Origin of the sequence: Actinomycetospora rhizophila, from assembly GCF_042657905.1 — a bacterium.
GTDB classification, from domain to species: domain Bacteria; phylum Actinomycetota; class Actinomycetes; order Mycobacteriales; family Pseudonocardiaceae; genus Actinomycetospora; species Actinomycetospora rhizophila.
In genome coordinates this window covers 81,511-106,325 of sequence record NZ_JBHSKG010000020.1, presented here as the reverse complement: position 1 = coordinate 106,325, position 24,815 = coordinate 81,511, and the positions used below count along the sequence as shown (strand labels likewise).

Sequence of the window (24,815 nt, the reverse complement as noted above, 5' to 3'; positions counted from 1 at the left end):
CGTCCTACGCCGCGGCCTCGCCCGGGAGCGCCGGGTCACGCTGGTCGAGTAGCGCCAGGACCGCGCGCTCGATGTGCAGGCGCATCGCCTGGTCCTCCCGGCCGCTCGCCTCCCGCACCGCGTCGGCGATCGTGCGGCCGTTCTCGAAGTGGGTGACCAGCACCGGGTCGACGTAGGAGCGCTTGCACACCGCCGGGGTGTTGCCGAGCTGCTCGGAGACCGCCTTCATCGTGCGGGTGACGGCGCTGCGCTGCTTGCGCTGCGCGCGCGGCGGGATCCCGGTGTCGTCGCACTCGCCGGCGAGGGCGACCGCGGCCTGCACGCCGGCGTTCCACGTCCGCAGGTCCTTCGCGGTGAACTCGTCGCCGATGTACTCGCGCACGGCGTCGTTGACGTCCTGCGCGGTGACGTCGTGCCAGGGCCCGCGGTCGCCGCCGCGCCCGCCGCGGCGGAAGGCCAGCAGGTCCTCGCCGCCGCCGCGGCGGCGCTTGAGCGAGGTGACCAGGGCGTGGACGTGCTCGTCGTGGAGCGTGACGCGGCGCGGGACGCCGGACTTCGCGGTGTAGCGGAACTCGACCCCGCCGTCGCGGCGCGCGATCGCGTGCTCGCGGCGCAGGGTGGCGAGGCCGAACGACGCGTCGCCGGGCGAGTCGTCGCTGGCGTACTCCTCGCCGCCGACGCGGAACACCCCGAGGTCGAGCATCCATACCGCGCCGGCCAGGACCCGGTCGCGCCCGAGTCCGCGGCCCCGGGCGAGCCGCGCCGCGATCTCGGTGCGGGCGTCGCCGATGACGTGGCCGAGCCGCGTGACGCGGTGGAACTTCTCCTGGTCGCGCTGCCGCGTCCACGCCTCGTGGTAGCGGTACTGGCGGCGTCCGGCCGCGTCGGTGCCCACGGCCTGGATGTGCCCGGCCGGGTCCGCGCAGATCCAGACGTCCTCCCACGCGGGCGGCACGACGATCTTGCGGATGCGCTCGATGTGCGCGAGGTCGGTCACCGTCGCGCCGGTCTCGCGGTCGAAGTAGCTCCACCCCTTGCCGCGACGACGCCGGCCGATCCCGGGTCCGTACGGCTCCACGTGCACCAGATCCACCGGCCGGGCTTACCCCCCTCCCCGTCCCTGCGAACGCCGTTTGTGGTGGGGGTGCTTCGGCTACCACCGGCCGGTGCCCGACTCCTCTGCGGATCTCCTCGGTCCCTGTGGCCCCGTCTCCCGTCCGACCCTGGACGCCGTCGGGGCGGCCGTCACCCGCGTCCTCGGCGAGGGCGCGGACCTGGGCGACGGGCAGCGCGAGGCGGTGCTCGGCGCGCTCGTGGACGACTGCCTCGCCGTGCTGCCGCCGGCCGCGGGCAAGACCGCGGTGTACGCCGTCACGGGGATGGTGCTGGGCGGCCCGACGGTCGTGGTGTCCCCGACCCTGTCGCTGCACCGCGACCAGGTCGCCCACCTCGTCGACGCCGGCGTCCGCGCCGAGGTGCTGAACTCGACGGTCTCCCGGGACGGGGTGCTGCGGCGCTTCTCCGCCGGCGAGATCGAGGTGCTGGTGACCTCGCCCGAGCAGCTGGCCCGCGAGGACGTGCTGGACGCCCTCGCCGCGGGGTCGCCGACCCTGCTCGCGGTGGACGAGGCGCACTGCGTCTGCGACTGGGGCCCGGACTTCCGCCCCGACTACCTGGGCCTCGCCGTCGCGCGCCGCCGCCTGGGCCGCCCGCGCGTGCTGGCGCTCACCGCCACCGCGTCGGTCCCGGCCCGCGCGGAGATCCTCGAGCTGCTCGGGGTGCCCGACGCGTGCGTGGTGGTGCGCGACCCGGACCGCCCGCACATCCACCTCACCGCCCACCTCGTGCACGACGAGGAGGCGAAGTGGGAGCGGGTGGTGGACGAGGTGGCCGGACTCGAGGGCGCCGGCATCGTCTACGTGACGACCCGCGCGCACACCACGCTCGTCCGCGACCGGCTGCGCGAGGCCGGCGTCGCCGCCGAGGCCTACGACGGCGGGATGAAGGCCGGGGAGCGCGCCCGCGTGCAGGACGCGTTCATGGGCGGCGAGGTGCCCGTCGTCGTCGCGACCAGCGCGTTCGGCATGGGCATCGACAAGCCCGACGTCCGCTGGGTGGTGCACGGGGACACCCCGACCTCGATCGACGCCTACCACCAGGAGATCGGCCGGGCCGGGCGCGACGGGCAGCCCGCACGGGCCGTGCTGTTCCACCGGCCGCAGGACCTCGCGCGCCCCCGGCTGTTCGCCTCCGGGCGGGACCCGGGCCGGGGCGCGCTGACCACGGTGCTCACCGCGGTGTGCCGCCACCCCGACGGCGTCGCGCAGGACGAGCTCGCCGAGCCGGCCGGCGTGTCGAAGGCCGGGCTCGCCCGCGCGGTGCCGGCGCTGGTCGCGCTGGGCGCGGTCAGCCGGCTGCCGGGGCGGCGCCTCGCGCCGGGCGACGTCATCGCGTGCGACGACGTCGGCGACCTCGCCGAGCGGGGCGCCGCGCTGATCGCGCGCCGCCGGGAGCGCGAGCAGAGCAAGGTCGAGCTGGTGCGCCGCTACGCCGAGGCCACGGGGTGCCGGCGCCGGACGCTGCTCGAGGCGCTCGGGGAGCCGCGCGACGAGCCGTGCGGCTCCTGCGACCACTGCGACGCGGGGCACCCCGGCGACCCCGGGAACCGGGAGGGCGCGCAGCACGGCGACCCGACGCCCGGCGAGGCCGTCCGGCACGGCCAGTGGGGCCAGGGCACGGTCACGACCGTCGCGGAGGAGTCGGTCGTGGTCCTGTTCGACGAGGGCGGCTACCGCACCCTGTCGCTGCCCGTGGTCCGGGAGAAACAGCTGCTCGCGCCCGCGTGAGCGTCACGTTTCGTGAGGGGGCGGCGAGCCGATCCCGATGACGACTCCCACGAAAGGTGACCGTGCTCCGCGAACCCAGCACTTCTCCCCTGGCCCCGCCGGCCGCCGCGCCCGACACGCTGCCCGCCGCCCTCGACGGGGCGCCGCCCCCGCCACCGGCCGACCTGCGCGCCCTCGTGCGCCGGGCCCGCAGCGACCCCGGCGCCGCCCGGGAGCTGGCCGCGGCGCTGCTCGCGCGCGGATGGAGCACGCGGCCCGTGGCCGCCCTCGCCGGGCTCGCGGAGAGCGCGGTCACCGCCCTGGCCCGCGTCCGTCGTCCCGGCACCGCCGCCGGCTCCGTCGCCGACGACGTGGCCGCGCGCGCCCGCCGGCGGTCGGCCGGCGCCGAGGAGCCGCCGCCCGCCCCGCGCCGTCGGCCCTCGGCCTGACATCCTGCGCGTCCCGCCCTGACCCTTCATCGATCGTTGGGAGACGCCGGTGCCCGAGCCCGTCGAGCCCGAGCTCGCCGAGCTCGCCACAGCCCACGGCGTGGCGGTGCGCTACCGCGACGCCGACGAGCGCGAGGTCGAGCTCGACCGCGGCGTCGTCCTCGACGTCCTGACGGCCCTCGACGTCGACGCGACCACCCCCGAGGCCCTGGCGTCCGCGCTGGACGCGATCCGTTCGGCCGACCCGGAGGCGCTGCCGGCGACGGTGGTGGTCGACGAGGGGTCGTCGCGACCCCTGCCCGGGCCCGGTTCCCTGGTCCTCGAGGACGGCCGCGAGCTGTCGGTGTCGTCGGTGCCGTCCGACCTGCCCGTCGGCTACCACCGACTGGCCTGCCGCGGGCAGGACGTCACGCTGATCGTCGCACCGTCGCGGCTGCCGGCGCCGCCGCCGACATGGGGCTGGATGGTGCAGCTCTACGCGGTGCGCTCGGAGCAGTCGTGGGGGTGCGGCGACTACGGCGACCTGGCCGTGCTGCTGGAGCGCACCCGCTCCGAGCAGGGCGCGGGCGCGCTGCTGGTCAACCCGCTGCACGCCCTCGCGCTGTCGCCCGAGGTCGAGTCGTCGCCGTACTCGCCGTCGAGCCGGCGGTTCCTGCACCCGCTGTACGTGCGGGTGGCGGACACCGCTGCCTATGGCTCTGCCCCGACGGCCGTGCGCTCCGAGGTGGAGGCCCTGCGGCCGCCGTCGGGCGAGCTCGTCGACCACGACGCGGTCTGGGCGGCGAAGCGGGCGGCGCTGGAGATGCTGCGGCCCTACGACCCCGGGGCGCCCACCGACGTCGACGCGCTGGAACCGGAGCTGCGCGACGTCGCGACCTGGTACGCGCTGGCCGAGCGGCACGGCAGCGACCTGCACACCTGGCCGGCCGGGCTGCGGCACGTCGGGGACTCCGGTGTGGCCGACGCGCGCCGCGAGCTGGCGGACCGCGTGCTGTTCCACGCGTGGTGCCTCCAGCTCGCCGACGCCCAGCTGGCCGCGGCGCACGAGGCGACCGGAGGCATGGCGGTCGGGCTGATCGCCGACCTGGCCGTCGGGTGCTCGGCGGGCGGGGCGGACGCGTGGACGCTCGCGGACGCGCTGGCGCCGGGGGTCTCGGTCGGCGCGCCGCCCGACGACTTCAACCAGCAGGGCCAGGACTGGGCGCTGCCGCCGTGGCGCCCCGACGCCCTCGCCCGCTCGGGGTACGCGCCGCTGCGCTCGATGATCCGCGCGGTGCTGCGCCACGCCGACGGGCTGCGCGTCGACCACGTCGCGGGGCTCTGGCGGCTGTGGTGGATCCCGCCGGGCCGCGGCGCGCGCGAGGGCGCGTACGTGCACTACGACGCGCGGGCGATGCTCGCGGTGGTGGCGATCGAGGCGTCGCGAGCCGGCGCGGTCGTGGTCGGCGAGGACCTGGGCACCGTCGAGCCGGAGGTCACCGAGGGGCTCGCCGAGCACGGGATGCTGGGGTGCGCGGTGCTGTGGTTCCAGCGCTCACCCGACGGGGCGCTGCTGCCGCCGCGGCAGTGGCACCCGGACACGCTGGCGAGCATCTCGACGCACGACCTGCCGACGGCCGCGGGGTTCCTCACCGACGAGCACGTGCGGGCGCGCGCCGAGGCGGGGCTGCTCGACGACGTGGACGAGGCGCGGGCGGCGGCGGCGCGCGACCGCTCCGAGCTGCTGGAGCTGCTCGCGGGCGAGGGGTTCGGGGTGGACGCGTCCTCGGACCCCGACGACGTGATCCTCGCGATGCACCGGCTGCTCGCGACGGCCCGCTCACGGATCGTGCTGGCGGCGTTCACCGACGTCCTGGGAGACGTGCGGCAACCGAACCTGCCGGGGACGGTCGACGCCTACCCGAACTGGCGCATCCCGCTCTCCCAGCCCCTCGACGACCTCCTCACCGACCCCCGCACCCTCGCCGTCGCCCGCGCCCTACGTGAGCGAACTTCGGGCCTATAGCCCCGAAGTTCGCTCACAGAGGCCGCACGGCTGCACCTCGTCCGCCCAACCGTGGGCGTGGAGCAGTGCTTCCACCTCGCGGGTGGTGCGGCACGGGAACCTCGTGACCTCCTCCCACCCGTAGGGCACGGACACCTCTCCGGCGACCGCGGCGACGACGGTGCGCCGTCGGTCGACGAGGGCCGTGCGCCGGTCGCGGTGCGTGCCGAACCCGTCGAGGCGCGCGATCACCCGCCCGCCCGGCAGGTCGTAGGCGATGTCCTCGTAGCGCCGCACGCCGTCCACGAGCACCGGCGCCTGCCTGCGGCCGACCGGGAGTCCGTGGGCCTGCTCGACGTCGACGAGATAGCGGCGTTCCAGCTCGGACAGCACCCCGTCGCGCAGGAGCGCCACCGCGTCCTCGATGGCACGGCGATGCCGTGGCGGACGACGGAGCTCCACCGCACGCTCGAGAGCGAGCGGGTGGACGCCCGCGCCGAGCGCGTACCGGTGCGCCAGCCGCGTCGCCTCCTCCGCGTCCGGCGCCGCGAGCGCGAGGTCGAGCACGGTGTGGACGCGGGTCGTGCGCGGCGGCTCGGAGCCGTGGTCCGCGATGTGGGCGAAGGCGCGGGATCGGTGCACCTTGACCCCGTCGAGGCGGACCGCCGAGCAGCCGTACCGGACGGTGACGTGGATCCGGCGCGCCGGGTCGGACGGGACGAAGCCGTGCAGCTCGCCGGCCGTCTCGTGGCTGAGCACGGCCCCACCGCGGCACGCGAGGAGCGCCGCCACCCGTCGCGCCTCCACCGGCAACGGTCCGGAGAAGAGCGCGTAGACCCCCTCGTGCACCCGCTGCCACCGCCGGGCGTGGACCTGGGCGCGGATACCGTCGTCGGTGAAGCCGCGAGCGAGCAGTTGCGCCCGCGTCACGATGCGGTGCTGGGCCTCCAGCATCCGCCGCCAATCGTCGAAGTCGTCCATACGGCGTTCGACGCAGGCCGACCCCGTCCGGCTCCATCGCCCGGGGTATGTGAGCGAACTTCGGGGCTATAGCCCCGAAGTTCGCTCACGTGGGGAGGGCGTCGACGGCGGAGATGCCGCGGTCGGGGAGGGCCGTCGGGGATTCCTGGTGGTACGCGCCGCCGGGCAGGATGCCCGCCGCGCCGGACCGGGCCATCACCTGCTGCTGGGAGTACACGTCCTCGCCGTGCGCGTCCGGGGGCACGTCGCGCCAGAACTCGAACCCGCCCGCCTCGAGCAGGCGAGCGCGGTCGAACAGCACGCACCCCGCCACCCAGGCCACCTTGTAGGCCACCCAGGTCTCGGGCGGGGGCACCGGGGACCCGGGCCCGTCCACCCCCACCGACTCCGCCAGGTGCAGCCCGTTCGCCGCGTTGTGCAAACGCCAGCGGTCCCAGCCCGGGCCGTCCTTGACCAGCGTCTCCGGCACCACCGGACCCGACCAGGGCTCGAAGGACGTCACCTCGTGCGGGCGCCGGTCCTCGGCGTGCCCGAGCGCCTGCATCGCCGCGCCGACCATCCCGCAGCGCAGCTCCCCCAGCGCCCGGTGCAGGCGCGCGAGGGCGCCGGGCTCGAGCCACACGTCGTCGTCGAGGTAGAGCACCGCGGGCGCCGACGCGCACGACAGCAGGAACGCGCGCTGCTCGGCCATCCCGCGCGGCGGGAGGTGGCGGCGCAGGGCGACCTCGACGCCGCGGCGGCGCAGCCAGCGGACCACCGTCCACGCCGACGGCGTCTCCCACGAGGGGTCGCCGTCGGACTGGTCGGAGATCGTCACCGAGAAGTCGACGCCGGTCTGGGCCGCGAGCCCGGCCAGCGTGGTCGCCAGCTCGACGGGCCGTCCGCGCGTCGGCACCAGCACGTCGACGTCAGCCACCGCGGATCCGCTCCACGATCGCGCTCGTCGACTTGTCCGGCAGGTAGTCGAGGATGACGACGCGCCCGCCGTACGCGCCGACCGTCGCCGACTCGCGCAGCATCTCGGGGGTGTAGTCGCCGCCCTTGGCGTACACGTCGGGCTTGAGCAGGTCGAGCAGCTCGGCGGGGGTGTCGGCGTCGAACACGGTGACGTGGTCGACGCAGCTCAGCGCCCCGATCACTGCCGCCCGGTCGGCGAGGGAGTTCACCGGCCGCGACGGCCCCTTGAGCCGCGCGACCGAGTCGTCGGAGTTCAGCGCCACGATCAGCACGTCGCCGAGGCGCTTGGCCTGGTTGAGCGAGGCGACGTGCCCGCGGTGCACCACGTCGAAGCAGCCGTTGGTGAACACCACCCGCCGGCCCGCGACACGCTGCTCGTCGACGATCGCGGCCAGCGACGCGGCGTCGAGCAGCGGGCCCTCCGCGGCGGCGACGCGCTCGGCGAGCTCGCCGGTGCCGCACACCGAGGTCCCGGGCCGGCCCACGACGACGTCGGCGGCCGCCTGGGCCAGCTCGACGGCGGTGGCGGCCGGGGTGCCCGCGGCGAGCGCGAGCACCAGCGCGGCGGTGAAGGTGTCGCCCGCGCCGCAGGTGTTGGCCTCCGGCGCCGGGCGGGCGAACGTCCGGTGCGCGGGGGCGTCGCGGTCGGCGGGCAGCAGCAGCGCGCCGTCCCGGTCGAGGGTGACGACGACGGCGCCGGCCCCGGAGCGCTCGCGCAGCTCGGGGCCCGCGGCCTCGGCGGCGGCCACCCGGTCGGGCCCGCCGAGCTCGCGGCCCAGAAGCCGCGCCACCTCGCCGGCGTTGGGGGTGACGACGTCGGGACGCGCCGCGGCCCAGCGCGCGGGGTCGTGGGCGTCGACGACGAGCCGGCAGGTCCGCTGCCCGGGCGCGCCGAGCAGCTCGCCGAGCAGGTCGGCGGCGCCGTCGAGCGCGCCGCCGTCGTAGTCGCAGACGACGACCGCGTCGGCGCCGTCGACCACCCGGCGCAGCGCGGCGTGCAGGGCCTCGCGCGCCGGCGCGTCCAGCGGGAGGCGTGACCTTGTGTCGAAGCGGGCGACCAGCGCGTCGTCGGCGAGCACGCGGCGCTTGGCCGCGGTCGGGCGCGTGGGGTCGGTGACGACGCCGTCGATGCCGACGCCGTGGCCGGTGAGCAGCTCGCGCACGATCGCGGCGTCGGCGTCGTCGCCGAGCACCGACACGAGCTCGGTGCGCGCGCCGAGCGCGGCGAGGTTGGCGGCGGTGTTGGCGGCCGCACCGGGCGAGCCGCGGGTGTGGTCGACCTCGACCACCGGCACCGGGGCCTCGCGCGACAGGCGCCGCGACGGGCCGGTCAGCCACTGGTCGAGCACGGCGTCGCCGAGCACGACCACGCGCGGGGCCGACGCCGCGAGGCGCGCGGGCAGGTCGGCGGCGAGCGGCGCCGCGTCGAGGGGGGCCTCGGCGGCCGTGGGGCGCTCGATCTCGGGCGCGGCCATCAACGATCCGTCCTTCCGGGGGAACCCGCACGGGTGCGGTCGGCGGCACGCGTTCCCGCCGAGCGGCGCTGGCAGGGCGGCGTCGGTACTGTCGCCCTTCGTTCTGTCACCGACGGGGTGACCCGCCCGTTCCGGGAGCCGACGAGATGGCCGACGACCAGCCCACGCCCGACACCATCGGCGTCTCCGCGAGCCTGGTGAGCCCGGAGGTGGCCGTCGTGCGTCCGGTCGGCGACGTCGACACGGCCACCGCGTCGCCGCTGCGCACCGCGATCCGCGCCCAGGTCGAGGCCGGCGCCCGGCACGTGGTGCTGGACCTGTCCGGCGTCGAGTTCATGGGCTCGGCGGGGCTGGCGCTGCTCATCGCCGAGCGTGAGGCCGCGATCTCCCGGGAGGGCGAGCTGCGTCTGGCCGGCGTGCCGCGCACCGCCGGGCGGGCGCTCTCCCTCACCGGCCTGACCGAGCTGTTCGACACCTACCCCGACGCGGACGCGGCGGCCGCCGACCTGCGCTGAGCCCCCGGTCACGGGTACGAGCCCTCCTCCGACGAGGTCGCCACGAGCTCGCGCACCTCGCTGCCCGCCGGGCGGGTCAGCGCGTAGAGCACGGCGTCGGCGGTCTGCGCCGGGTCGTTGAGCTTGGCGTCGGCGCCCGGCTTGTACTGGTCGGGGCGGTCGTCGAAGAAGTGGGTCCACATGCCGCCGGGGATCAGCAGCGTCACGCCGACCCGCCCGGCGGTCTCGGCGGCGAGCGCGCGGGTGAAACCGACGACGCCGAACTTCGACGCGCAGTAGGCGGTCGCGTCGGACACCGCCTTGACCCCGAGCGTCGAGGAGACGGTGACGACCTTGCCGCGGCGCTCCTCGAGCTCGGGCAGGGCCGCGCGGACGACGGCGGCGGTGCCGAGCAGGTTCACCGCGATCACGCGGTCCCACTCGTCGGCGTCGACGTCGACGAGCCGGCCGCAGCGGTCGATGCCGGCGGCGGTGACGACGGCGTCGAGCCCGCCGATCTCCTGGCTCGCGCGGACCACGGCGGCCTCGGCGGCGCGGGCGTCGGCGAGGTCGACCTCGATGAAGGCGTGCCCGGCGTCGGGCGCCTTGAGGTCGAGCACGACGGGGGTGCCGCCCGCGGCGACGACGGCGTCGGCCACGGCGGCCCCGAGGCCGGAGGAGCCGCCGGTGACGAGGACGGTGCCGGGGTTGGTCATGGTGTTCCTCCCGCAGGGATGGGGTCGTTGTCGAGACGGGCGAGCAGCCGGGTCGAGGAGCGGCCGGCGTGGTACGGGACGGCGACGACCTCGCCGCCCCAGCTGCGCACCAGCGGGGTCTCGAGCAGTTCGTCGGTGGCGTAGTCGCCGCCCTTGACCCACACGTCGGGGCGCAGACGGTCGAGCACGGCGCGCGGGTCGTCCTCGTCGAACACCTCGACGGCGTCGACGGACGCGAGCGCGGCGAGCATCTCGGCGCGGTCGGCCTCGGCGACCACGGGTCGGTCGGGGCCCTTGAGCCGGCGGACCGAGGCGTCGGAGTTCAGGCAGACCACCAGCACGCCGTCCTCGCCGGCGAGCCGCCGTGCGGCGGCCAGGGTCCGGGCGTGCCCGGCGTGCAGGAGGTCGAAACAGCCGCCGGTCGCGACGACGGTGGCGCCGCGGGCGCGGGCGGCGGCGACGACGTCGGGCTCCGGCTCCGGCGCCGGCTCCTCGGAGTCGAGCCCGGCGGCCCCGCCGGCGGCGACGAACGCGGCCGCGTCGGCGACACCCCGGCGCACGGCGTCGTCGACGGCCGCGCCCTCGGCGAGGGCGACCACGACGCTCGCGGCGAAGCGGTCGCCGGCGCCGCAGGGGTCGCCGCCGGTCGCGGGCTGAGCGGGGGTGACCGAGGTGCCGGTCGCGCTGCGCAGGACCGCGCCATCGCGCCCGGCGGTGACGGCGACGGCGTCGACGCCCCAGTGCTCGCGCAACGCGTCGCCGAGCGCGGCGGGCTCGTGCGGGAACCCTCGTGAGCGAACTTCGGTGCTATAGCCCCGAAGTTCGCTCACGTAGGAACGCGCCTCGCTCATGTTCGGGGTGACCACCGTGGCGCCGGGGACGGGCGGGGCGCCGTTCGGGTGCGGGTCCCAGACGACCGGCACGCGTGCCGCCGCCTCCGTCAGCGCGTCGCGGACCACCGGGTCGGCGGTCATCCCGCGCCCGTAGTCCGACACCAGCACCACGCCGGCGCCGGCGATCGCGTCGGCGACCTCCTGGCCGGCCGCGCCCGGCGACAGTCCCCCGTCGTCCACCCGCAGCAACACGCGGTCGTCGGCGAGCATCCGGGTCTTGGTCGGGGTCGTGCCCTCCGCGGACACGGCCACCACGTCGACGCCGCTCAGCAGCGAGCGCATCGCGTCGGCGTCGGCGCCGAGCGCGGTCACCAGCCGCACCGGGCGCGGCGTGCTCCGGGCGGCGAGCAGGGCGGTCAGCCCCGCGCCCCCGGGCCGTTCGCGCCGGTCGGCGGCCGCGAGCACCGGCGCGGGGGCGTCCGGGCACAGCCGCTCCACGGCGCCGACGATGTCGACGTCGCGCAGGCAGTCGCCGACCACCACGATCGAGGCGCGCGTGCGGGGGCTCACGGCACGAGCTCCTCGACATCCCCGGCGACGCCCCGCGGCGCCGGTGCGAGCACCCGGTCGACGACCTCGCACAACAGGTGCACGGTCACCAGGTGCGCCTCCTGCACCGACGGCGCCTCGCCGGGCAGGCACAGCGCCTCGCTCGCCGCGGTGGCGAGCGGGTTGGGGCCCGGCCCGGTCAGCGCCCAGACCGTCAGCCCGAGCGCGCGCCCGGCCTCGGCGGCGGCGACGAGGTTGGGGCTGCGCCCGCTCGTGGAGAGCAGCACCAGGACGTCGCCGGGACGCCCGTGGGCGCGCACCTGGCGGGCGAAGACCTCGTCGTAGCCGTAGTCGTTGCCCAGCGCGGTGATCGCCGAGGTGTCGGCGTGCAGCGCGATCGCCGAGAGCGGCTCGCGCTCCCCGCGGTAGCGCCCGACGAGCTCGGCGGTGAGGTGCTGGGCCTCCGCGGCGCTGCCGCCGTTGCCCGCGGCGAGCAGCCGCGAGCCGTGGCGCAGGCGGGTGGCGAGCTCGACTCCCCAGCGCTCGAGGCGCGCGGACTCCCCGGCGAGGCCCTCGAGGGTGCCCCGCAGCCCGCCGAGGTGGCGCCTGACGATCTCGTGGCTGACGATCTCGTGACTCATGCGGGGCTCCCCGTCGTCAGGGCGGTGGACAGGGCCGGCACGGCGGCTCGGCCCAGGACGACCTCGCCGTACACCCGCTCGTGCGCGGCGGCCACGCGGTCCCAGCCGTACTCGGTCTCGGCGCGCCGGCGCCCGGCGCGCCCGCAGCGGCGGGCGGCGCGCGGGTCGGCGCGCAGCCGCTCGAGCGCGGCGGCCACCGCGCCCGGGTCGCCCGCGGGCACGTGGTGGCCGGTGACGCCGTCGACGACGGTGTCGGCGAGCCCGCCGACCGCGGCCGCCACGACCGGGCGTCCGCACGCCATCGCCTCGAGCGGCACGAGGCCGAACGGTTCGTAGGCGGGCACGCAGGCCACGGCGTCGGCGGAGCGGTAGAGCGCGGGCAGCGCGTCGTGGCCGACGGCGCCCAGGAAGTGCACCCGGTCGGCGACCCCGACCGTGCGGGCCAGGGCCCGCAGGCGCGCCACCTCCGGGTCGTCGTCGAGCCGCTCGGGCCGCGGACCGCCCGCGACGACGAGCTCGCTGTCGCGCGGCAGGCGCGCCAGCGCGGCGATGACGGTGTCGACGCCCTTGCGCGGCACGAGCCGGCTCACCGACACCACGCGGAAGACGTCGTCCGTTCCCCGCGCACCGGGTGTGAAGTGCGCGACGTCCACCCCGCACGGCACGACGGTGGTGCGCTCGGCCGGCACCCCGAGGGCGACGAGCTCGTCGACCTCCTCGTGGCAGGTGGCGAGCACCCGGTCGACCGACGCGCCGAGGTCGCTCTCGACCGCGACGCGGCGGGCGGGGCTCGTGTCGTCGGCGCCCTGGTGGCGGCGCTTCACCGAGCCGAGGGCGTGGAAGGTCTGCACGACCGGCACGCGCAGCGCGCGGGCGGCGGGCAGGGCGGCGAGGCCGGACATCCAGAAGTGGGCGTGCACGACGTCGGGGGTCTCGTCGGCCCAGCAGGCGGCGAGGTCGGCGGAGAACGCGTCCATGTGGTCGACGAGGTCGTCCTTGGGCAGCTCGCGCGCCGGGCCGGCGTCGACGTGGTCGACGGTCACCCCGGGCGCCATGGCCACCCGGCGCGGCACGGCCGGGTCGGCCCGCCGCGTGTGCACGACGATCTCGTGGCCGGCGTCGGCCAGGGCCAGCGCCAGCGCGCGCACGGCGACGTTCTGGCCGCCGGCGTCGGCGCCACCGAGGCCGCTCGACGCGGCGAGCGGGCTCGCGTGCTCGGACACCATCGCGATCCGCATCCGCACTCCTCCCTCGGCGCGCGGAGGCGCGCCGGGTCCTTCGATCGAGAGGGCGGGCCGGGGGCACGCCACGGGACGTGCGGGGTCCGGGTCCGGCCCTTGTCTGGACCGGTCCCGCTCACCCCGCCGGGGTTTCAGACCGCTGGGGCCAACCCCAGGGGATCTCGGGCGGCGGTGCCGTCGATCAGGTCGCCGAGCAACCGCTCCCAGTCGTCGGTGAAGCGGTCCACGCCGTGCCGGGCCAGCGCCGAGGCCCGGGCAGCGGCGCCCGCCTCGCGGGCGAGCCCCGGGTCGTCGCGGTAGGTGCGCAGGCCCTCGTGGAGGACCCGCAGATCCGTGGCGACGACGCCGGCCGCGGCCGGGACGTCGACCGCGGCTTCCGTGGTGGCCAGCGCGACCACCGGCATCCCGAGCATCATCGCCTCGATGAGCGACAGGCCCAGGGAGGTCCAGCGCACCGGGTGGAGGTAGACGCGGTGGCGCGCCATCTCCGTGTGCAGCCGGTCCTGGGGCAGGTCGCCGCCGATCGCGACGCCGGGGTGGGTGACGGCCTCGCCGAGGCGCTCGCTGCCGATCCCGTAGACGTCGAGACCGACGGTGTCGGCGAAGCCGGGCAACAGGTCGGTGCCGGTGACGCGACCGCGCCGCACCGGCTCGTTGACGACGACCGCGGCGCGGTCCAGCTCCCCGGTGTAGCGGTCGCCGGGGTCGAGCACGCCGTGCTCGACGACGTGGACCGGCGCGCGCCCCGTGTCCCACATCAGCGCGTTGAAGTGCGTGACGTGCACGACGGGGATGTCGTCGCGGTCGGCCAAAGGGTGCACCGACGACGGCACGTCGCCCTTCGGCGTGTTGTGCTCCACGAACACCGCGGGCAGGTCGACCCCCGGGCGCCGTCCGGTCCAGCGCTCGGTGAGCTCGATCTCCTCGGGGCGCTGCAGCACGACGGCGTCGATCTCGTCGGCGCGGTCGCGCAGCTGCTCCGGGGTGGCCTCCTCGGCGCGGGCGGGCCAGTCCCAGGCCGCCGGCCGCCCCCCGCCCCACGGTCCGCCCTCGGGCAGCACCGGCAGCAGGCACGTGTGCCGACCCTGGACGAACGCGGTGGTCCAGGAGCCGTGCACGTGCCAGTGCAGCACGGTCCGCGCCGGGGCGGACGGGGACAGGATGGTCACCGGCGAGGTATTGGTACCGAGTGGACCCCATAAACGCCGTCCACCGAACTACTACTCTGCGTTGATCAGAGTGGCGACCGCGTCGACGACCTCGGCACCCCGGATGTGGTCGAGGCACGGATGACCAGGGACGGGGCAGTTCCTGGCCCGCGTGCCGCGGCACGGAGCATCCTGATCACCGAGCAGAATCCGTCGCACTCCGTAAGGAGCCCACCGTTCCGGGGGAACGACGGGGGCGAACAGGGAGACCACCGGCACACCCACCGCGGCGGCCAGGTGGGCCGGTCCTGTGTTGCCCACCACGACCGCGCGCGCCCCGGCCAGCACGGCCGCGAGCGCGCCGAACCCGGTCCGCCCGCCGAGATCCACCCCGTCGTGCCCGGCGACCTCCGCGGTGAGCGCCGCCTCGCCCGGCGAGCCGGTCACGAGCACGCGGTGCCCAGCGCCCGCGAGGGCCGCGACGCCCTCCGCGGCCCGGTGCGGCGACCACGCCCGCGCCGGGACCGAGGCGCCGGGATGGACGACGACGTAGTCGCCCGCGACGTCGTGGGCGGCGAGGGCCTCGGCCGCCTCACGGCGCGCGGCGGCGTCGACGGTGACGGCGAGGCGCCCGTCGTCACCCGGGGGCAGCGCGTAGCCCGCGCGCCCGGCGATCGCCAGCGCGCGCTCGGGCTCGGGGAGGTCCTCGGGGAGGTCCTCGCCGGGGCGCAGCCGGACGTCGAGCAGGCTGCCGGGGTAGTCGACCGACGCCGCGGCGATCCGCGGGACGCCGGCGAGGCGCAGCACCAGGGCGGTCGGCAGCGGGGACTGGTGGAACGAGGTCAGGATCACCGCCTCGTCGGCCTCGAGGGCCGCGAGCATCGCGACGGTCGCCGCGGTGTCCGCGGGGGTGACCGGCGGCGGCTCGGCGTCCACCCAGGGGCAGCGCCACACCGCCACGGCGTCGACGCCCGGCAGCAGCCCGGCCGCCTGCCGCCCGCGGGGCCCGACGACGGCGACGACCTCGTCCGCGCCGGCGGCGACCGCGCGCACCGCGGGCCCGGCGAGCAGCACGTCGCCGTCGCTGTCGAGGCGGACCACCAGGACGCGGCGTGCTCGCGGAGCTCGACCGGTGATCACGGCGCGAACCCGAGGAGCTCGACCGCGCCGAGCAGGTCGTCGGCGAGACGTCCGCGCGCCCGCGCGTCCTCGACCTCCTCGCGGCGGGTCGCCGCGGTCGGCACGAGCACCGCGCGCGCCCCGGCGGCGTCGGCGGCCCCGACGTCGGCGGCGATGTCGCCGATCACCGCGACCTCGTCCGGCGCCACCCCGAGGCCGGCGGCCGCGTCGAGCACCATCCCCGGCGCGGGCTTGCGGCAGGCGCAGCCGTCGTCGGCGCCGTGCGGGCACCAGCGCCACACCGCGAACGGGCCGAGCAGCTCGTCGACCCGGGCGTTGACGGCGCCCACCTGCCCGGCGTCGAGCAGCCCGCGCGCGATCCCGGACTGGTTGGAGACCACCCCGACGGGCACGCCGGCCGCGCGCACACGGTCCAGCGCGGCGGCCGCGGAGGGCATCGGGCGGACGGCGGCGGGGTCGCCGTTGTAGGGGACGTCGACGACGAGGGTGCCGTCACGGTCGAACAGCACCGCACGGGGTCGGACGCTCACGGCGAGGCAGCACACCACGGGGACGGCCCGCCCGCGAGCCACACCACGGGTGTCACCCACCCGACCTGGGCGTCGGTTTGTGGGCTAGGGCCCCGGGTACACGCCGGGAGACCGGAACCTCGCCGGTCCGTCCGACGCCCACCCGGGCGAGACCGACCAGGAGGAACCCCGTTGATCCGCCCCCAGCCGCCCGAGGACCGGGCACCGGGTGCGCCGCGTGACGTCGAAGTGCGCGTCCTGCCCGTGCCGGAGGCGCTCGTCACCGTGCGCACCGTCGCCGGCGACCTCGCCGCTCGCGCCGAGTTCCCCCTCGACTCGGTCGACGACCTCCGACTCGCCGTGGACGAGGCGTGCACCTGTCTGGCCGCGCTCGCCCGCCCCGGCACCAAGCTCACCGTCACGTTCGCCGTCGACGACGAGCGGATCACCATGACCGCCTCGGTCCTCACGACCGGGCCCACCGCGCTGCCGACCGACACGTTCGCGTGGCGCGTGCTCTCCGTCCTCGCAGACGACGTCCGCGTGCTCGCCGAGGCGCCGTCGAGCGCCGGCGAGCCGCACCGCCTGGCGCTGCGGGTGATCGTGGAACGCACCACCGAGGTCCCCCTCGAGGACGTGCTGCCCGACACGGGCACCGGGGAGACCGCCGGCGAGCCGGCCGCGGTGGCCCTGCTGGCCGATCACAGGCCGCGGTCCGTGGGGCCGTGACGCGCCCATGACACCGGCGTCCACCGGCGCGCAGGCCGGCACCCGCGACTCCTCGTCCTCCTCCCCCGACTCCACGGATGTGAGCCCGATCCACGCCATGACCGACACCGCCGGCGCGACCGGTGCCCAGGCCGCGCAGGGTGCCGAGGCGCGGACCGACGGCCAGCAGCAGGCCGACCAGCAGAACGATCGACGGTCCGACCAGCAGGACCAGGGCGGCAACGGCCGGCGCAACGGCAACCGCTCGGGCTCGCGCGGCGAGTACGACCACCTCATGCCCAAGCTCGCCGAGCACGCCGCGCTCGAGAAGGGCTCGCCGGAGCGGCTGCGGCTGCGCGACGAGCTGGTGCGCGGGCACCTGCCGGTGGCCCAGCACATCGCGCGGCGGTTCTCGCGGCGCGGCGAGCCCGAGGAGGACCTCGAGCAGGTCGCGACCCTCGGGCTGATCAACGCCGTCGACCGCTACGACCCGGAGCGCGGCACCGACTTCCTGTCCTACGCGGTGCCCACGATCACCGGCGAGGTGCGCCGGCACTTCCGCGACCAGGCGTGGTCGATGCGCGTGCCGCGCCGGCTCAAGGACCTCAACGTCACGCTGTCGGCGGCGATGTCCCAGATGTCGCAGACGCTGGGCCGCGCGCCGAACGCCGCCGAGCTCGCCGAGCACCTCGACATCGGCAAGGAGGAGGTGCTCGAGGCCCTCGAGGCGTCGAACGCCTACCGCAGCGGGTCGCTCGACGAGATGCTCGTGGACGACCCGGACTCCGGCACCGTGTCCGACCTGCTGGGCGAGGCGGACGCGGCGCTCGAGCAGGTCGAGTACCAGCAGTCGCTCGCCCCGCTGCTCGAGAAGCTCCCGCAGCGCGAGCGCACGATCATCAAGCTGCGCTTCTTCGGCAACATGACCCAGTCGCAGATCGCCGAGCAGGTCGGCATCTCGCAGATGCACGTCTCCCGCCTGCTCGCGAAGACGCTCGTCCAGCTGCGCGAGGGTCTCGGCGACGCGCGGTGAGCTCGGCGGTGATCCCGCGGTGAGCCCGCCGACCGCCGTCGTCCTGCGCGACCTCGGCCTCGGCGACCTGCTCGTCGCGGTGCCCGCGCTGCGCCTGCTGCGCCGCGCGCTCCCGGACCACGAGATCGTCCTCGTCGCCCCGGCGGCCCTGGCTCCGGTGGTGTCCCTGATCTCCGCGGTCGACACCCATGTGAGCGGAATTCCCGGTGATAGCCGTGAATTTCGCTCACATGCCCCGGACGTCGCCGTCAACCTCCACGGGAAGGGGCCGGAGAGCCACGCGCGGTTGGAGGCGCTCGCCCCGCGGCGCCGGATCGGGCACGCCGCACCGGGCTGGGAGGGTCCGGCGTGGACCGACGACCCCGCCCGCCCCGAACGCCGGCGGTGGTGCGACCTGCTCGTCCACGCGGGGCTCGCCGCCGACGCCGACCCCGACGACCTGCACCTCCCCGGGCGGCGCGCCGTGCCCGGCGGGCCGGTCGTCGTGCACCCCGGCGCCGCGTACGGGTCGAAACGCTGGCCTGCCGCGCGGTTCGCGGTGTGCGCGGCGGTGCTCCAGGCCCAGGGCCACGCGGTGGTCGTCACCGGCGGGGCCGACGAGGCGCGCCTGACCGCCGAGGTCGTCGCGCGCGCCGGCCTGCCGGCCGACGCCGACCTCGGCGGGCGCACCGATCTCGCCGGCCTGCTCGACCTCGTCGCCGCCGCGTCGCTCGTGATCGCCGGGGACACCGGCATCAGCCACGTCGCCACCGCGTTCGGGACGCCCTCGGTGACGCTGTTCGGGCCCGTCCCGGCGACCCAGTGGGGCCCGCCGCCCGGGGGCCCGCACGTCGTCCTGGTCGACGACACCGTGCGCCGCGGCGAGCGCTTCGCCGACGACCCGGACCCCGCGCTGCTCGCCGTCACCCCGGAGGACGTGCTCGCCGCGCTCCCCTCCCCGCACGGCATCGTCCCCGCCTAGCATCGCGCCGCGTGAGGCTGCGCTACGAGCTCCTGGGCTGCTCGCTGCACGGGCACGCGCTCGTCGGCACCGACGCGGCCACGGTTCGTGCCCGGGACGCGCTGGTGGTGCGCCAGGACGCCGACGGGCTGCGCTGGTACCGCTGCCTCCGCTGTGACGCCTGGAAGCCCGGTCCGGCGCCCGCGGCGCCGACCCGCGACACCGTGCCCGGCCCCGACGAGATCGAGGTGCCGCTGCGCGGGCGTCCGCTGCGCGACCGTTTCGTGCTGCGCCTCATCGCCCTCGACCGGGCCCTGCACGTCATCGGGCTCACCCTGTTCGGCACCGCCGTGCTGCTCTTCGCCGCCTATCGCGAGGCGTGGGGCCCGACCGCCGGGCAGATCGTCGCGGTGCTCCAGGGCGCGCTGGGCGGCCCGGTCGGGCACGGCGGCCCGACGCTGCTCGTCGAGGTGGAGCGCGCCTTCGCCGTCCCCGACGCCACCCTCTACCGGCTCGCGCTCGCCGTCCTGGCCTACGCGGTGCTCGAGGCGGTCGAGGCCGTCGGGCTCTGGTACGCCCGCCGCTGGGCGGAGTACCTGACCTTCGTCGCCACCTCCGTGCTGCTCGTGCCCGAGGTCTGGGAGCTCACCCACGGGCCGACGCCGACGAAGGTCGCCGCGCTGGTGGTCAACCTCGCCGTCGTCGCCTACCTGCTCGTCGCCAAGCGGCTGTTCGGGCTGCGCGGCGGCGGGCAGGCCGAGGATGCCGAGCGGGCCCAGGACACCGGCTGGCCCGCGGTCGAGCGCGCCGGCCCGGGCACCGATCGGCTGACCGCGCGCTGAAGACTCGTCACATCCCGGTGATCTCGCGGCCCTGCGGGTATAGACCGGTCTCGTGACGTCTCCGCCGGTCGGCGCCCCCCGCGGTCTGCCCGGCGCTCCCGACGCCGACTGGCACCGCGACGAGCACGACGCCCCCGGCCACTGGTCGGAGGTGCTGGGCCGTCTCGGGCTCGGCGCGTACGGCGTCGTCCACCTGCTCCTGGGCTGGCTCGCCGTCGCGATCGCGATGTCGGGAGAGCGCTCGCCGGTCGACCAGCGCGGCGCGGTCGCGATCGTCGCCCACGGCGGTGTCGCCGGCCGCTCCCTGCTGGCCCTGGCGACGGTGTGCCTGGTGACGTTCGCGGTCTGGCAGCTGCGGGCGTGCGCGGTCGGCTTCCGCTGGGTCGACGAGCGGGGCCTGCGGTGGCGCAAGCGCATCGGGGCGTTCGCGAAGGCCCTCGGCGTGGGCGGCGTCGCCTACTTCGCCGTGCGCGTCACCGTCTCTCCCAGCGAGAACGCCTCGGAGCTCCAGGTGGTCGCCCACGAGGCGTTCGCCCTGCCGGGCGGGCGCCTGCTGGTGCTCGTCGCCGCGATCGTCGTCCTCGTCACCGCGATCTCCACGGCGTTCACCGGGATCGCGGCGACCTTCCTCGGCGACCTCGTCCCCGAGAAGCTCACGCCGCGGCTGCGCCTGGCCGCCCGGTGGCTCGGCGGGATCGGGAACATGACCCGGGCGGTGGTCTTCGGCGCGATCGGGGTGCTGGCGCTCGAGGCCGTCGCCGACGACGACCCGGCCCAGGTGGGGGGCCTCGACGTCGCGCTGCGCGCCCTCGCCGAGCACACCCTGGGGACGATGGCGCTGGCGATCGCCGGCGTCGGCTTCGCCGCCTACGGCCTCTACTGCCTCGTGGACGCGTACGCGCGCCACCCGTGAGCTCCATGTGAGCGAACTTCGGGGCAATAGCCCCGAAGTTCGCTCACATGGGCCGGACGGTCCAACCCCGGCCGTGACCCCCGCCGGGATCGGTTGTGGGCGAGCAGGGCGGGGTACGCCCGCGGCGTGCCCCACCCGTTGTCCCTCCGCGCGCCGGCCGTCGTCCGGAGCCTGGTCGCGAGCGTCGCGGAGACCCTGCGCGGGCGCGACCTCGCCGCCGTCGCGGCCGGCCTGACCTACTTCGCCGGGCTCGGGGTCGTCCCCTGGCTGCTGCTCGCCGTGTGGGGCGCCGCGCTGATCAGCTCGCCGGCGACGGTCGCCGCCCACCTCGCCGACCTGCGCCTGCTCGTGCCGCCGGAGATGGGCGCGCACCCGGTGTGGGACGCCCTCGTCCGTGCCGGACTGGACCTCGGCCCCTGGGGCGCGCTCGTCACCATCCTGCCCGCGACCTTCTACGGCGAGGGCCTGCGCCGCGCGTGCCTGCGCCTCGCGCCGCGCCACGACCGCTTCACCGGCTGGCGCGCCCGGCTCGCGCTGCTGCCGCTGGTGCTCGCCGTCCCCGTGCTCGCGCTCGGCGTGTTCACGAGCGCCCCGCTGCTCGGCGACCTCGCCCGCGCCGGGGGCGTCGGCGGCACCCTCGGGTGGATCGTCGTCGCCTTCCACGTCTCGTTCGTCGCGCTCGGCGTCGTCATCGCCTGGGGCTTCCGCGTCGTCGCGCCCGGCCGCCTCGGATGGCCCGCCACCCTGCTCGGCGCGTTCGGCACCGCCGCGGTGGTCGCCGGCTTCCTGCAGGGCTTCCTGCTGTTCCTCGCGCTGCCGATCGACCTCGGCATCCCGTTCGGCGGGCTCGACATCGTCGGCGCGACGGTCGCGGTCGCCCTGTGGCTCTTCGTGCTGCACGTCCTGCTGCTGGTGGGCTGGGCGACCACCGACGCGCTCGACCGGCGGTGGCGCACCGCGGACTCGCCCGCCGCGACCGGCGCGCCCGCGAAGACCCTCGCGGGAGCCGGACGATGACCGCGCTCGCCCCCGTCCGCACCTACGTCACCGGCCTCCCCCGCCGCCACCTCGTGCCCTGGCTGCTCGGGGCCGGCGCGGTGGCCGTGCAGATCGCGTTCCCGCTGACCGGCGGCGGGACCCCGACGCTGACCGTCGTCTCGGTCGCGCTGTTCGCGCTGGCGTCGGTGAGCCACGCGCTGCTCACCCGCGGGCCCGGCGCGGCGGTCGGGCTGGTCGTCGTCGCGGGCGGCGGCGGGCTGGTGATCGAGGCCGTCGGGCTGGCCACCGGCCTGCCGTTCGGCGAGTACCGCTACACCGACGCCTTGGGGCTGTCCCTGCTCGGCGTCCCGCTGGTCGTGCCCGCGGCCTGGACGATGATGTCCTACCCCGCGCTGGTCGTCGGGCGGCGGCTCGCCACCGCGCTCGGCCGGGGCCGGGGCACGACGACCGTGCTCGGCGCGTGGGCGCTGGCGAGCTGGGACGTCTTCCTCGACCCGCAGATGGTCGACGCCGGGAACTGGTACTGGCTGGACCCCACGCCCGCGCTGCCCGGCGTGCCCGGCATCCCGATCTCGAACTTCGTCGGCTGGCTGCTCGTCGCGCTGGTCATGGTCGCCGCGCTCGACCGCGTCATGCCCGCCGACCCGTCCACCGACGACCGCCTGCCCCTCACGCTGTGGCTCTGGACGTTCCTGTCCTCGACGATGGCCGCCGCCGTGTTCTTCGGGCGCCCGTCGGTCGCGCTGGTCGGCGGGGTGCTCATGGGGCTGGTCGGCGTGCCGCTGATCGTCGTGCTGCGCCGCCACGGCAGCGGCGCCGGGTCCCGCCGCGCCGCGGACCGGGTCGCGGCGTGAAGCTCCTGGTCGGACTCGGGTCGGCCCTCGCCGGCGCCTCGCTGGCGCTCACCGTCGACAACCTGCGCCGCCTGCGCGTCCCCGACCCCGCCGCCGCCCCGCCGCGCGACCGCGTGGCCGTGCTGGTCCCCGCGCGCGACGAGGAGGAGCAGATCGGCGGGTGCGTGCGCGCGCTGCGCGCCGCGGTGGAGCGCTGGCCCGTCCCGGCCGAGATCCTCGTGCTCGACGACGGCTCCACCGACGCGACGGCCGCCCGCGCCCGCGCCGCCGGGGCCCGCGTGCTCGACGGCATCCCGCCGCCGCCGGACCGGCTCGCCAAGCCGTGGGCGTGCGCGCAGCTCGCCGACGCCACCCGCGCCGACGTGCTCGTCTTCGTCGACGCCGACGTCCGCGTCGCCCCGCACGGCCTCGCCGCCACCGTCGACCTGCTGCGCCGCAGCGGCCTCGACCTCGTCTGCCCGCACCCCCGCCAGGTCGCCGTCTCGCCCGCCGAGCGGCTGGTGCAGCCGCTGCTCGCCTGGTCGTGGCTCGCGACGCTGCCGCTCGGGATCGCCGAGCGCTCGCCCCGGCCCACGCTCACCGCCGCGAACGGGCAGCTGCTCGCCGTCGACGCCCACGCCTACCGGGCCGCCGGCGGCCACCCGCCCGCCGCCGTGCTCGACGACATCGCCCTGCTCCGCGCCGTCAAGGCCCGGGGCTTCCACGGGGTCGTCGCGGACGGCACCGGCGTCGCGAGCTGCCGCATGTACCGGGGTGCGGCGGAGCTGCGCGCGGGCTACACGAAGTCGCTGTGGGCGGCGTTCGGCACCCGGCCGCGCGCCGCGGCGGTGCTCGCGCTGCTCGGGCTCGTGCACGTGGTGCCCGCGGTCGCGGCGCTGGGCGGCTCGCGGGTCGGGCTCGCCGGCTACCTCGCGGGCGTGGCCAGCCGGGCGCTCGCGGCCCGGCGCACCGGCGCCCGGGTCGCCGACGCGCTCGCCCACCCGGTCGCGGTGCTCGCGCTGGCGGGGCTCACCGCCGACTCCTGGCGGGCGCGGCGCGCGGGCACCCTGCGCTGGCGGGGCCGGCCCGTGACGCCCGCGGCGGCATGAGCCGCGCCGTCGTCGTCGGCGCGGGGCTCGGCGGGCTGGCGGTCGCGGCGCGGCTCGCGGCCGACGGGCACGCGGTGAGCGTGCTCGAGCAGGCCGAGCGGGTCGGCGGCAAGCTCGGGACGGTCGAGGTCGGCGGCCACCGCTTCGACACCGGGCCCTCGCTGGTGACCATGCCCCCGGTGCTCGAGCGGCTGTTCGCCGACACCGGCGCGCCGCTGCGCGAGGTGCTCGACCTGGAGCCGCTCGCCGTCGCCGCCCGGTACCGCTTCGGGGACGGGACGCTGCTCGACCTGCCCGGCGATCGTCGTGACGTCGCGGGGGCGCTCGACAACGCACTCGGCGGCGGGGCGGGCGACCAGTGGGCGGCGTTCATGGCCCACGCCGAACGGGTCTGGCACGCGACGCACGAGCACTTCCTGGAGTCCCCGGTCTCGCCCGCCGGGCTCGCGCGGCTCTCGCTGCGCGTGCGCGACCTGCGCGCCGTCGCGCCCTGGCGCAGCCTGCGCGGGGTCGGCGCGCGCCACCTGCGCGACGAGCGCCTGGGCATGCTGCTCGACCGCTACGCGACCTACTCCGGCTCCGACCCACGCCGCGCGCCGGCGGCCCTGGCGGTCGTGCCGTACGTGGAGCAGGAGTTCGGGTCCTGGTACGTGCGCGGCGGGCTGCGCCGCCTCGCCGAGGCCGTGGCCGACCGCTGCCGCGCCCTCGGGGTGACGATGCGGACGGGTGCGCGGGTGAGCCGGATCGAGGCCGACGACCGGGTGCGCGGGGTGCGGCTCGCGTCCGGGGAGCGACTCGACGCCGACGTCGTGGTCGCGAACGCCGACGCGACGACGGTCTACGGGCCGGGCGGGCTGCTCCCGCACCGGGCCACGGCGTGGCGTCTCGCACGGACGACGCCCTCGTCCTCGGGCTTCGTGATGCTGCTCGGGCTCGCGGGGCGCGATCCCACGTCCCCGCACCACCGCGTGCTCTTCCCCCCGACGCGCGCGGCGTACGACGCGGAGTTCGACGCCTACCGCGGCGGGCCACCGGCGGCCTCGCCGGCGGTGTACGTGCACGCGCCCGACGACCCGGCGCTGCGCCCGGGCGAGGACAGCGAGACGTGGTTCGTGCTGGTCACCGCGCCGCGCCACGATCCCCGCGGCGGCGTGGACTGGGACGCCCCGGGGCGGGCGGAGCACTATGCCGACCGCATCCTCGCGGTCATGGCGCAGCGGGGCGTCGACGTCCGCGACCGCATCCGCCACCGCGTCGTGCGCACCCCCGCCGACCTGGAGCGCGAGACGCTGTCACCCGGCGGCAGCATCTACGGGACGTCGTCGGACGGCGCGCTCGCGGCGTTCCTGCGCCCGGCCAACCGCGCGCCGGTCGCCGGGCTCTACCTCGTCGGCGGCTCCGCCCACCCCGGCGGCGGCCTCCCCCTCGTCGCCCTCTCCGCCGAGATCACCGCCCGCCTGATCGCGGAGGCCGGACGGAGTATGTGAGCGAAATTC

24 protein-coding genes are annotated in these 24,815 nt (G+C 76.9%); 13 read left to right on the top strand and 11 right to left on the bottom strand.

The features are described from left to right. Window positions 1–4 precede the first annotated feature (4 nt). A complete protein-coding gene (locus ACFPK1_RS27880; protein WP_378024211.1) occupies window positions 5–1,093 on the bottom strand; it encodes a DNA topoisomerase IB in 1,089 nt (362 codons plus the stop codon). 73 nt (window positions 1,094–1,166) lie between these two features. Between ACFPK1_RS27880 and ACFPK1_RS27875 the strand changes: the two genes are divergently transcribed. From ACFPK1_RS27875 to ACFPK1_RS27865, 3 genes are all read left to right on the top strand, one after another. After that, window positions 1,167–2,846 carry a RecQ family ATP-dependent DNA helicase gene (locus tag ACFPK1_RS27875; protein WP_378024210.1) on the top strand — a complete coding sequence of 560 codons (1,680 nt, stop codon included), beginning with the start codon at window positions 1,167–1,169 and terminating at the stop codon, window positions 2,844–2,846. Window positions 2,847–2,908: 62 nt separating this feature from the next. After that, complete coding sequence (locus ACFPK1_RS27870; protein WP_378024209.1) at window positions 2,909–3,274, top strand: hypothetical protein; 366 nt, start codon at window positions 2,909–2,911, stop codon at window positions 3,272–3,274. Between the two features lie 49 nt (window positions 3,275–3,323). Then, window positions 3,324–5,279 (top strand): 4-alpha-glucanotransferase, encoded by a 1,956-nt coding sequence (locus ACFPK1_RS27865; RefSeq protein WP_378024208.1) that lies wholly within the window; start codon window positions 3,324–3,326, stop codon window positions 5,277–5,279. Here the strand turns inward: ACFPK1_RS27865 and ACFPK1_RS27860 are convergent. The 3 genes from ACFPK1_RS27860 to rfaE2 form a co-directional block, all read right to left on the bottom strand. Beyond that, window positions 5,274–6,239: a hypothetical protein gene (locus ACFPK1_RS27860; protein ID WP_378024207.1), complete on the bottom strand. Its 966-nt coding sequence runs from the start codon at window positions 6,237–6,239 to the stop codon at window positions 5,274–5,276. The two genes, ACFPK1_RS27865 and ACFPK1_RS27860, sit on opposite strands and share 6 nt — an antisense overlap. 85 nt (window positions 6,240–6,324) lie before the next feature. Next, a complete protein-coding gene (locus ACFPK1_RS27855) occupies window positions 6,325–7,155 on the bottom strand; it encodes a glycosyltransferase family 2 protein (RefSeq protein WP_378024206.1) in 831 nt (276 codons plus the stop codon). Then, window positions 7,148–8,671, bottom strand: a complete 1,524-nt coding sequence (gene rfaE2, locus ACFPK1_RS27850) for a D-glycero-beta-D-manno-heptose 1-phosphate adenylyltransferase (RefSeq protein ID WP_378024205.1) — start codon at window positions 8,669–8,671, stop codon at window positions 7,148–7,150. Before rfaE2 ends, ACFPK1_RS27855 begins: the two co-directional genes overlap by 8 nt. 146 nt (window positions 8,672–8,817) lie before the next feature. Here rfaE2 and ACFPK1_RS27845 point away from each other — a divergent pair, with 146 nt between their 5' ends. Further along, a complete protein-coding gene (locus ACFPK1_RS27845; protein ID WP_378024204.1) occupies window positions 8,818–9,186 on the top strand; it encodes an STAS domain-containing protein in 369 nt (122 codons plus the stop codon). An 8-nt stretch (window positions 9,187–9,194) separates the two neighbouring features. Here the strand turns inward: ACFPK1_RS27845 and ACFPK1_RS27840 are convergent, their stop codons facing one another. From ACFPK1_RS27840 to ACFPK1_RS27810, 7 genes are all read right to left on the bottom strand, one after another. Further along, window positions 9,195–9,881 carry an SDR family oxidoreductase gene (locus ACFPK1_RS27840; protein WP_378024203.1) on the bottom strand — a complete coding sequence of 229 codons (687 nt, stop codon included), beginning with the start codon at window positions 9,879–9,881 and terminating at the stop codon, window positions 9,195–9,197. Further along, window positions 9,878–11,284: a PfkB family carbohydrate kinase gene (locus ACFPK1_RS27835; protein ID WP_378024202.1), complete on the bottom strand. Its 1,407-nt coding sequence runs from the start codon at window positions 11,282–11,284 to the stop codon at window positions 9,878–9,880. Before ACFPK1_RS27835 ends, ACFPK1_RS27840 begins: the two co-directional genes overlap by 4 nt. Then, entirely contained in the window at window positions 11,281–11,904 is a 624-nt protein-coding gene (locus tag ACFPK1_RS27830; protein WP_378024201.1) for a D-sedoheptulose-7-phosphate isomerase, read from the bottom strand. Before ACFPK1_RS27830 ends, ACFPK1_RS27835 begins: the two co-directional genes overlap by 4 nt. Next, window positions 11,901–13,142, bottom strand: coding sequence for a glycosyltransferase (locus ACFPK1_RS27825; RefSeq protein WP_378024200.1), 1,242 nt, complete (start codon window positions 13,140–13,142; stop codon window positions 11,901–11,903). The genes ACFPK1_RS27830 and ACFPK1_RS27825 overlap by 4 nt, the downstream gene beginning before the upstream one ends. A 134-nt stretch (window positions 13,143–13,276) precedes the next feature. Continuing rightward, window positions 13,277–14,305 carry a glycosyltransferase gene (locus tag ACFPK1_RS27820; RefSeq protein ID WP_378024233.1) on the bottom strand — a complete coding sequence of 343 codons (1,029 nt, stop codon included), beginning with the start codon at window positions 14,303–14,305 and terminating at the stop codon, window positions 13,277–13,279. A gap of 60 nt (window positions 14,306–14,365) precedes the next feature. Further along, window positions 14,366–15,394 (bottom strand): glycosyltransferase family 9 protein, encoded by a 1,029-nt coding sequence (locus ACFPK1_RS27815; RefSeq protein WP_378024199.1) that lies wholly within the window; start codon window positions 15,392–15,394, stop codon window positions 14,366–14,368. A 35-nt stretch (window positions 15,395–15,429) separates the two neighbouring features. Continuing rightward, window positions 15,430–15,963 carry a D-glycero-alpha-D-manno-heptose-1,7-bisphosphate 7-phosphatase gene (locus tag ACFPK1_RS27810; RefSeq protein WP_378024198.1) on the bottom strand — a complete coding sequence of 178 codons (534 nt, stop codon included), beginning with the start codon at window positions 15,961–15,963 and terminating at the stop codon, window positions 15,430–15,432. Window positions 15,964–16,134: 171 nt separating this feature from the next. On the opposite strand from ACFPK1_RS27810, the gene ACFPK1_RS27805 reads away from it, so the two are divergent. The 9 genes from ACFPK1_RS27805 to ACFPK1_RS27765 all read left to right on the top strand — a co-directional run bounded on the left by ACFPK1_RS27805 (window position 16,135) and on the right by ACFPK1_RS27765 (window position 24,806). Next, window positions 16,135–16,671: an ATP-binding protein gene (locus ACFPK1_RS27805; RefSeq protein ID WP_378024197.1), complete on the top strand. Its 537-nt coding sequence runs from the start codon at window positions 16,135–16,137 to the stop codon at window positions 16,669–16,671. Window positions 16,672–16,945: 274 nt separating this feature from the next. Beyond that, on the top strand, window positions 16,946–17,683 hold the full coding sequence (locus ACFPK1_RS27800) for a SigB/SigF/SigG family RNA polymerase sigma factor (protein WP_208114441.1): 738 nt from the start codon (window positions 16,946–16,948) through the stop codon (window positions 17,681–17,683). Between the two features lie 19 nt (window positions 17,684–17,702). Further along, window positions 17,703–18,644, top strand: coding sequence for a glycosyltransferase family 9 protein (locus ACFPK1_RS27795; protein WP_378024196.1), 942 nt, complete (start codon window positions 17,703–17,705; stop codon window positions 18,642–18,644). Between the two features lie 11 nt (window positions 18,645–18,655). Further along, window positions 18,656–19,465 carry a DUF2127 domain-containing protein gene (locus ACFPK1_RS27790; RefSeq protein WP_378024195.1) on the top strand — a complete coding sequence of 270 codons (810 nt, stop codon included), beginning with the start codon at window positions 18,656–18,658 and terminating at the stop codon, window positions 19,463–19,465. 52 nt (window positions 19,466–19,517) lie between these two features. Continuing rightward, entirely contained in the window at window positions 19,518–20,378 is an 861-nt protein-coding gene (locus tag ACFPK1_RS27785) for a DUF1206 domain-containing protein (RefSeq protein WP_378024194.1), read from the top strand. Window positions 20,379–20,504: 126 nt separating this feature from the next. After that, complete coding sequence (locus ACFPK1_RS27780; protein WP_378024193.1) at window positions 20,505–21,395, top strand: YhjD/YihY/BrkB family envelope integrity protein; 891 nt, start codon at window positions 20,505–20,507, stop codon at window positions 21,393–21,395. Then, on the top strand, window positions 21,392–22,231 hold the full coding sequence (locus tag ACFPK1_RS27775) for a carotenoid biosynthesis protein (protein WP_378024192.1): 840 nt from the start codon (window positions 21,392–21,394) through the stop codon (window positions 22,229–22,231). The genes ACFPK1_RS27780 and ACFPK1_RS27775 overlap by 4 nt, the downstream gene beginning before the upstream one ends. Next, window positions 22,228–23,319 carry a glycosyltransferase family 2 protein gene (locus tag ACFPK1_RS27770; protein WP_378024191.1) on the top strand — a complete coding sequence of 364 codons (1,092 nt, stop codon included), beginning with the start codon at window positions 22,228–22,230 and terminating at the stop codon, window positions 23,317–23,319. Before ACFPK1_RS27775 ends, ACFPK1_RS27770 begins: the two co-directional genes overlap by 4 nt. Further along, on the top strand, window positions 23,316–24,806 hold the full coding sequence (locus ACFPK1_RS27765) for a phytoene desaturase family protein (protein ID WP_378024190.1): 1,491 nt from the start codon (window positions 23,316–23,318) through the stop codon (window positions 24,804–24,806). Before ACFPK1_RS27770 ends, ACFPK1_RS27765 begins: the two co-directional genes overlap by 4 nt. Window positions 24,807–24,815 lie beyond the last annotated feature (9 nt).